At 68.5% G+C, this 7,541-nt stretch carries 8 protein-coding genes; all 8 read left to right on the top strand.

Annotation, left to right across the window (positions count from 1 at the left end; genetic code table 11):
• The first annotated feature begins 118 nt into the window (after positions 1-118).
• The 8 genes from ACIBLC_RS40945 (at position 119) to ACIBLC_RS40910 (ending at position 7,343) form a co-directional block, all read left to right on the top strand.
• Positions 119-763: an HAD family hydrolase gene (locus ACIBLC_RS40945; RefSeq protein WP_399216589.1), complete on the top strand. Its 645-nt coding sequence runs from the start codon at positions 119-121 to the stop codon at positions 761-763.
• Positions 764-898: 135 nt separating this feature from the next.
• Positions 899-2,131: an MFS transporter gene (locus ACIBLC_RS40940; protein ID WP_399216588.1), complete on the top strand. Its 1,233-nt coding sequence runs from the start codon at positions 899-901 to the stop codon at positions 2,129-2,131.
• A complete protein-coding gene (locus tag ACIBLC_RS40935; protein ID WP_399216587.1) occupies positions 2,082-3,254 on the top strand; it encodes an acetoin utilization protein AcuC in 1,173 nt (390 codons plus the stop codon). The genes ACIBLC_RS40940 and ACIBLC_RS40935 overlap by 50 nt, the downstream gene beginning before the upstream one ends.
• A gap of 208 nt (positions 3,255-3,462) precedes the next feature.
• The gene (locus tag ACIBLC_RS40930) at positions 3,463-4,278 is read left to right on the top strand and encodes a phosphatase (protein ID WP_399216586.1); all 816 of its coding nucleotides are present in this window, start codon (positions 3,463-3,465) and stop codon (positions 4,276-4,278) included.
• A gap of 129 nt (positions 4,279-4,407) precedes the next feature.
• Entirely contained in the window at positions 4,408-4,620 is a 213-nt protein-coding gene (locus tag ACIBLC_RS40925; RefSeq protein ID WP_004984898.1) for a helix-turn-helix domain-containing protein, read from the top strand.
• Positions 4,621-4,814: 194 nt separating this feature from the next.
• Positions 4,815-4,913, top strand: a complete 99-nt coding sequence (locus tag ACIBLC_RS40920) for a 30S ribosomal protein bS22 (protein WP_003948845.1) — start codon at positions 4,815-4,817, stop codon at positions 4,911-4,913.
• Positions 4,914-5,217: 304 nt separating this feature from the next.
• Positions 5,218-6,279 carry an NAD-dependent epimerase/dehydratase family protein gene (locus ACIBLC_RS40915; protein WP_399216585.1) on the top strand — a complete coding sequence of 354 codons (1,062 nt, stop codon included), beginning with the start codon at positions 5,218-5,220 and terminating at the stop codon, positions 6,277-6,279.
• A gap of 14 nt (positions 6,280-6,293) precedes the next feature.
• On the top strand, positions 6,294-7,343 hold the full coding sequence (locus tag ACIBLC_RS40910) for a lysophospholipid acyltransferase family protein (protein ID WP_399216584.1): 1,050 nt from the start codon (positions 6,294-6,296) through the stop codon (positions 7,341-7,343).
• The last annotated feature ends 198 nt before the right edge of the window (positions 7,344-7,541 follow it).

Genomic DNA, 7,541 nt, shown 5'->3' with positions numbered 1-7,541 from the left:
AGGGGGGACCCTGTGGGAGAGTAGGACGCCGCCGAACTATTTTTGGAGAAAACCCCTGTACCGGGAAACGGTACGGGGGTTTTCTGCGTTTAAGGTCGCTTCGTTTTAGTGTTGCAGCATGCGCTACGAATTGATCATCTTCGATAACGACGGCGTCCTCGTGGACAGCGAGCCGATCTCCAATTCACTCCTGGCCGCGTATCTCACCGAGCTCGGGCATCCCACCTCCTACGAGGAGTCCCTGCGCGACTACATGGGCGCCGCCATGCACCGCGTACACGACCTGGTGGAGGAGCGGACCGGGCAGCGGTTGCCGGCGGACTTCGATGAGGTCTTCCATGCCCGGGTCTTCGCCGCGTTCGAGCGGGAGTTGGAGCCGGTTCCGGGTGCCGAGCAGGTGCTGGAAAAGCTGGCCGCGGACGGGTTGCCGTACTGCGTGGCCTCCTCCGGGAGCCATGAGCGGATTCGGGTGGGGCATCGGAAGACGGGGCTCGACCGGTGGTTCGACCAGGGGCGGGTCTTCAGTTCGCAGGACGTGGGGCGGGGGAAGCCGGCGCCGGATCTGTTCCTGTACGCGGCCGAGCGGATGGGCGTAGCGCCGGAGAAGTGTGCCGTGGTGGAGGACAGTCCGCTCGGAGTGCGGGCGGCAGTGGCGGCCGGGATGGATGTGTACGGGTTCACGGCCATGACCCCTGCCGACAGGCTCGCGGGGGCCACTCGGCTCTTCTCCGGCATGGACGAGCTGGCTGACCTGCTTGTATGACCGGATGTGGGCGCGAGTCGTGCTGGAGTACGCGGTGCTCCAGCAGGTGTAGGCCGTGCTGAACCGGAGAGTTGAGCGAAATTCATCTTCGGCTGGATCTACCCACGGGTAGACCGGGGCTCTACGCTCGCCGCCATGACAGATGTGCTGCGGCGCGGTAGGGCCTCGCTGGCGTTCAGTTTCTTCGCCCAGGGCGTCGCCTTCGCGCTGCTCGTGACGCGCATTCCCGCGATCCAGGACCGCTACGGGATCTCGGACGCGCTGCTGCCCGCGTTCCTCGCCGCGGTGCCGGTTCTCGCCGGCGTCGGGAGCGTGGCCACCGAGCAGTTGGTCAAGCGAATACCGCCCAGTCGGGTGCTGAGGTGGTCGCAGCCCGTCGTGCTCCTTGCGCTGCTCGGTGTCGGGTCCGGTGACCATGTGGCCGAAGTGGCGGTCGCGCTCGGCGCTTTCGGGCTCGCGGTCGGTGCGCTCGACGCCTCGATGAACATGCTCGGGGTGAGCCTCCAGCGGACGTACGGGCGCAGCATCATGCTCGGGTTCCACGCCGTGTACAGCCTGGGCGGGATCGTGGGGGCCTCGCTCGCGTGGGCGGGGGCGCACTGGCATCTGTCGCTGTTCGTGTTGTATCTGCCTGTCGTGGTGGTGTTGTTGCCGGCGGCCCTGGTGGTGAGCCGGTGGTATGTCGACAGGGGCAGCGGCGCGGCCGTGGCGGCTGATGCCTCCGATGCGAAGGAGGCGGGTGAGGGCGGACCCGTCGTTTTCAAGTTGCTGCTGCCGCTGTGTCTGGTGATGACCTTCGCGTACATCGGGGACTCGACCGTCTCCAACTGGAGCGCGAAGTACCTCCAGGACGTGCTGGGCAGTTCGGAGCAGCTCGCGACCGTTCCGTACAACGTGTATATGGTCACGACACTGCTGGGGCGGGCGATCGGCGACTTCGGGGTGCGGCGGTTCGGGGCCGTGGCGGTCGTGCGGGTGGGGGCGGTGGTCGCGGCGCTGGGGTTCGGTGTCGTGGCGGCGGCGCCCGGCGCGTGGGTCGGGATGCTCGGGTTCACCCTGCTGGGGCTGGGGCTGTGTGTGATCGTGCCGCAGACCTTCGCGGCTGCCGGGCGGCTTTTCCCCGGAGCTTCGGACACGGCCGTCGCGCGGCTCAACATCTTCAATTACGTGGGGTTCCTGGTCGGTTCGCCCTTGGTGGGGGCGCTGGGGGATCTCTGGAACTACCGCGGCGCCATGCTCGTACCCATGGTGTTGGTTCTGCTGACCTTGAAGTACGCCAGGTCGTTCGCTGTTGAACCGGACCGATACGGTGGCGGGCATGAGCGGCCGCGCACAGCTGATGTGGGACGAGGCAGTAACGGGCTATGACTTCGGTCCGGATCATCCGATGGATCCGGTCCGGCTGGTGTTGACGAGGAAGCTCGTCGACGCGTTCGGGCTGGATCGTGACGTCGAGGTGGTCGCGGCGAAGCCGGCCGGGGACTCGACGCTGCGGCTCGTGCATCGGGGGGACTACGTGGACGCGGTCAAGGCCGCTTCCGTGGATCCGGACGCCGCCGACGCCTCGTACGGGCTCGGGACCGCCGATGATCCTGCCTTCGCCGGGATGCACGAGGTGTCCGCGCTGATCGCCGGGCAGTCGGTGGGCGCGGCCGAGGCGGTGTGGCGCGGGGACGCGCTGCACGCGGTGAACTTCGCGGGCGGGCTGCACCACGCGATGCCGGGTAGCGCGTCCGGGTTCTGCATCTACAACGACGCGTCGCTGGCCATCGCGCGGCTGCTGGAGCTGGGGGCCGAGCGGGTCGCGTACATCGATGTGGACGTGCATCACGGGGACGGGGTGCAGGCGGCGTTCTGGGAGGACCCGCGGGTTCTGACGATCTCGCTGCACGAGCATCCGCGGACCCTGTTCCCGCAGACCGGGTGGCCGGAGGAGACGGGAGCCGACCGGGCCGAGGGGGGCGCCGTCAATGTCGCGCTGCCCGCCGGGACGGGTGACGCGGGGTGGCTGCGGGCCTTTCACTCCGTGGTGCCCGAGCTGATCGCGGACTTCCGGCCGCAGGTGCTGGTCACTCAGCACGGGGCCGACACCCATTTCGAGGATCCGCTCGCGCACCTCGCGGTGTCGCTCGACGCGCAGCGGGCCGTGCAGGTGGCCTGTCATGAGCTGGCGCACGAGCACGCCGAGGGGCGGTGGGTCGCGCTGGGCGGTGGTGGATACGCCGTGGTGGATGTGGTGCCGCGGTCCTGGACACATCTGGTCGCCATCGCGGCGGGGCGGGCGGTGGAGCCGGAGACGGTGATTCCGGAGGGGTGGCGGCAGGAAGTGTTCGCTCGTACGCGGCAGTTGGCGCCGGGGCGGATGACCGATGGGCGGTGGCCGGTGTCCTGGAAGGACTGGGAATCCGGGTACGACCCGGCGGATCGGCTTGACCAGGCTGTTCTGGCTACTCGGCGGGCCGTGTTCCCGTTGCGGGGGCTGTTGCCGTAAGTGGGGCTGGGCCATCGGGGTTTCGCCCCCTCCGCCCCTTCCCGTCCCGTATCCGGGGGCTGCGCCCCCAGACCCTCCTTTCGCGCTGCGCGCTCGTCGCTCGTCTTCAAGCCCCGCACGGGCTGAGAAGAGTCCTCGTTACGCCAACCGTGCGGGCTTTTCGGGATTTTCGGGGTGAAGTCCCGGCAAATGCGTCAGCATCGCTGACGTGTTGAGCACCGGAGCTTTGCGTGCACACCTGCTGGCCGCGCGGTTGGCCGGGCCCGTGGCCACCTCGCGTGAGGAGAGCCTGCGCAGCTATCGGCTCTTCGCCGCTCGTGATCCCCGCGCGCTGCTCGGGCTCGACCCCGAATGGACGTGGCGGCAGCGGGACCTGATCGAGCTGATGGCGGACAAGTGCGGGGTTTCCGCGGACCCGTCGCACACTTCAGGGCATGATGTGATCGATCCTGAGCGGACGCTGGCGGCCCTCGATGCCTTCGCGGCGCGGCTCGGGAAGGCGGCCCGAGACCGGGAACCGGTGCTTCTCGGGACCGGCCACCCGCATCGACTGATCGGTTTCTACGCCGCGCTCGCGGACGCCTTGTCGGCGGCAGGATGTGACGTTCTCACCTCAGCGCAGGGTCACTCTGTCGACATAACGACCCGGTTCGGTCTACGCACGTACAACCTTGACTACGTACAAGGTGTCGCGCTGGTGCGCGAACCCGGTGTGCAAGCCCCCGGTGGTGCGACCGGCGCGCACACCCACTCACCGCTCCCGGTTCGTACCGTTCTGGCCGCCGCGGCGGAGGGTGGTGGACCGCTTCCCGGGCTGGTGATCGGAGACCACGGATGGGTCTGCGGGGCAGGTCAGCTGGGGTTCGAGGCGATGGGGCTTGCGGATACGGACGATCCTGCGCTCTTCGTCGGAGAGGCAGAGGGGCGGGTGTCCGTCGTCGTTCCGCTTGATGACGCTGTGCGGTCTGATTACTACCGACCGCTTACTCGCTATGTACTCAATCGAGCGTGTCTGTCACAGTAGGCGGCCGATCACAGCTCCTCTTCCCCACTCGCATCACCCGCCCCTACTCTGGGGAGTGAGCACGCAACGACGAAGTGTCACCGGAAGGGGAAGCCGGTGACCGTCGAGTGCGGAAGGTTCAGGTGTGTCATGGCTGCAGCTGGCGAGAGGCCTCTGAACGAGGTTCAGTTCCTGACCGTGGCGGAAGTCGCCTCGGTGATGCGAGTGTCGAAGATGACCGTGTACCGCTTGGTGCACAGCGGTCATCTGCCGGCGATCCGGGTGGGGAGGTCCTTCCGGGTGCCGGAGCAAGCTGTTCACGAGTACCTCCGCGAGAGCTATGTGGGGGTGGAGACGGCCTGACGGCTGTCCGGGAGACCCTCCGGGGCGGTCCCTGACGATCCGGGAGGCCATCCAGGATCAGCAGCGGTTCGCCTGGGGATCTCCCGGATACCCTCGATTACGACCTCAGCGCTCGGACGGGTAGGCTGGCCCCTCATAGTCGTATGGGCCCATGCAGCCCAGCAGCGAGTAAAGAGAAGTGAGCGAGGGTAGTCGTGGGCTCTGTTATCAAGAAGCGGCGCAAGCGGATGGCGAAGAAGAAGCACCGCAAGCTGCTCAAGCGCACTCGCGTTCAGCGTCGCAACAAGAAGTAAGCGACGCCGCTAGAAGCGCGTACTGTGGCCCCCCGCCAACTGGCGGGGGGCCACAGGCATATCCGGCGCCGCTTTCCGGCCCGCAAATCCGGCCCGCGAATCCGGCGTGGAAAGCCGTCGCGGACGGCCGGCGGATTGTCGTGCGCCGAATGGCCTGGTCCGATAGCACGTAGGTGGCTGCCGTCCCCTCGTGTGCCGAGCGGTCGTCACGGCGCGACATCGACCCGCTAAGTTGGCGGCACACGGGGAACAGGGCAGGGTACGAGCAGAGCTGCATCCGCATGCTGGAAGGAAGGCGCTGATCTTGGGGAAGGTCGTGCTCGTGACCGGAGTTGCCCGTCGGCTGGGCGGCCGGTTCGTGCGGCGGATCCAGCTTGACCCGGAGGTGGACCGGGTGATCGCCGTGGACGCGGTCCCGCCCGAGCACGATCTGGGCGGCGCCGACTTCATCCAGGCCGACATCCGGCACGCGGCCATCGCGCGCGTGCTCGCCGAGACGAACGCCGACACGGTCGTGCACATGGATGTGACGGGCACCGCGCTGGGCAGCGGCAGCCGGACCTCGGTCAAGGAGACCAACGTCATCGGCACCATGCAGCTGCTGGGCGCCTGCCAGAAGTCCTCCACGGTCAAGCGGCTCGTCGTGAAGTCCAGTACGAACGTGTACGGGTCAGCGCCGCGCGACCCGGCCGTGTTCACCGAGACCACCCCGGCGAAGTCGCTGCCCAGCGGCGGCTTCGCGAAGGACACGGTGGAGGTCGAGGGATACGTACGGGGATTCGCGCGGCGGCGGCCCGACGTGGCCGTGTGTGTGCTGAGGTTCGCGAACATCCTGGGGCCGAGCGCGGATTCGCCGCTCGCCTCGTACTTCTCGCTGCCGGTGCTGCCGACCGTGTTCGGCTACGACCCGCGGCTCCAGTTCGTGCACGAGGACGACGTGATCGACGTACTGCGGATCGCCTCGCACGAGCCGGCCCGCGGGACGCTCAACAGCGGCACGTTCAACATCGCGGGCGACGGCGTCCTGTTGCTCTCCCAGTGCGCGCGGCGCCTGGGCCGTCCCACGCTGCCGCTGCTGCTGCCCGCGCTGTCCTGGGCGGGCACGGCGGTGCGTACGCTGGGCGTGACGGACTTCTCGCCGGAGCAGCTGCGGCTGCTCACCCACGGCAGGGTCGTGGCGACGAACCAGATGCGCGAGACGCTCGGCTTCCGGCCGAAGTTCACCACGGCGGAGACCTTCGCGGACTTCGGCCGCGGCCGGGGGCCCGGGCTCCTGCCCCCCGAGACCGTCGCGGGAGCCGTCGACCGGATCGCCTCGCTGTCCTTCCTGGGCGGCGGCAACCCTCCGACGCCCAGCGCCAACTGAGGAGCGCGACAACGATGGCGGACGCCAAGGTCATTCCGTTCGACGACGACCGGTCGCGCGGGGGTGCGGCGCAGCGCTCCCCGCGCCGCCGCGGCACGGGCAGCCGGCGTACGGGCGAGCCCGCGGTGGTACGAGAGGTACAGCCCCTGCCGGGACTGGCCGGGCAGCGGGATGATGTTCCCGTGACGCGTGAGGAACAGCCGCCGCAGGAGCCGCGGGAGAGCGGCGGTCTCGAACGGCGTGTCGCCGGGGGCCTGGCCTTCCTGCGCAGGCGGCTGACGGGCGACTACGAGGTCGACGACTTCGGTTACGACGCCGAACTCACCGACCAGGTACTGATGTCGCTGGTCCGCCCGCTCTACGAGAAGTACTTCCGCGTAGAGGTGAAGGGCATCGAGAACATCCCGTCCGAGGGCGGGGCGCTGATCGTCGCCAACCACTCCGGGACGCTGCCGCTGGACGGCCTGATGATGCAGGTCGCCGTGCACGACAACCACCCCGAGAACCGCCACCTTCGCCTCTTGGCGGCCGACCTGGTGTTCATGCTGCCGGTCATCAACGAGCTGGCCCGCAAGGCCGGGCACACCCTGGCCTGTGCCGAGGACGCCGAACGGCTGCTGGAGCGCGGCGAACTGGTCGGCGTGATGCCCGAGGGTTTCAAGGGCATCGGCAAGCCCTTCGGCGAGCGCTACAAGCTCCAGCGCTTCGGCCGCGGCGGCTTCGTGTCCACGGCACTGCGCCAGGGCACCCCGATCATCCCGTGCTCGATCGTCGGCGCGGAGGAGATCTACCCGATGATCGGCAACGCGAAGACCGTGGCGCGGGTCCTGGGAATCCCGTACTTCCCGATCACGCCGACCTTCCCGTGGCTGGGCCCGCTCGGCGCGGTCCCGCTCCCCACGAAGTGGACGATCCAGTTCGGCGAGCCGATCCGCACGGACGGCTATCCGCCAGAGGCGGCGGAGGACCCGATGCTGATGTTCAACCTGACGGACCAGGTCAGGGAACAGATCCAGCACACGCTCTACAAGCTGCTGGTGCAGCGGCGGTCGGTGTTCTTCTGAGGAGTGCGCGAGCGAATGCCGGACCCCGGCCGCTCTGAGCCGCTGGACGGAGTCCGGCGCAGCTGTTCGAATGACCGCTTGCCAGTAGGACTGACGACTTGGCTGTACGACGGTGGGGGGGGCCCCGGGGTCTAGGGGGCCCCCCCCACCGGAAAACCCCCCACAAAAGAAAACCCGCACCACCGAAGGAAGGGCACA

It is taken from the genome of Streptomyces sp. NPDC050535 (assembly GCF_044457665.1).
GTDB lineage: Bacteria > Actinomycetota > Actinomycetes > Streptomycetales > Streptomycetaceae > Streptomyces.
Note: the sequence above shows the minus strand (reverse complement) of the source record. Positions and strands in the feature narration are given on the sequence as shown.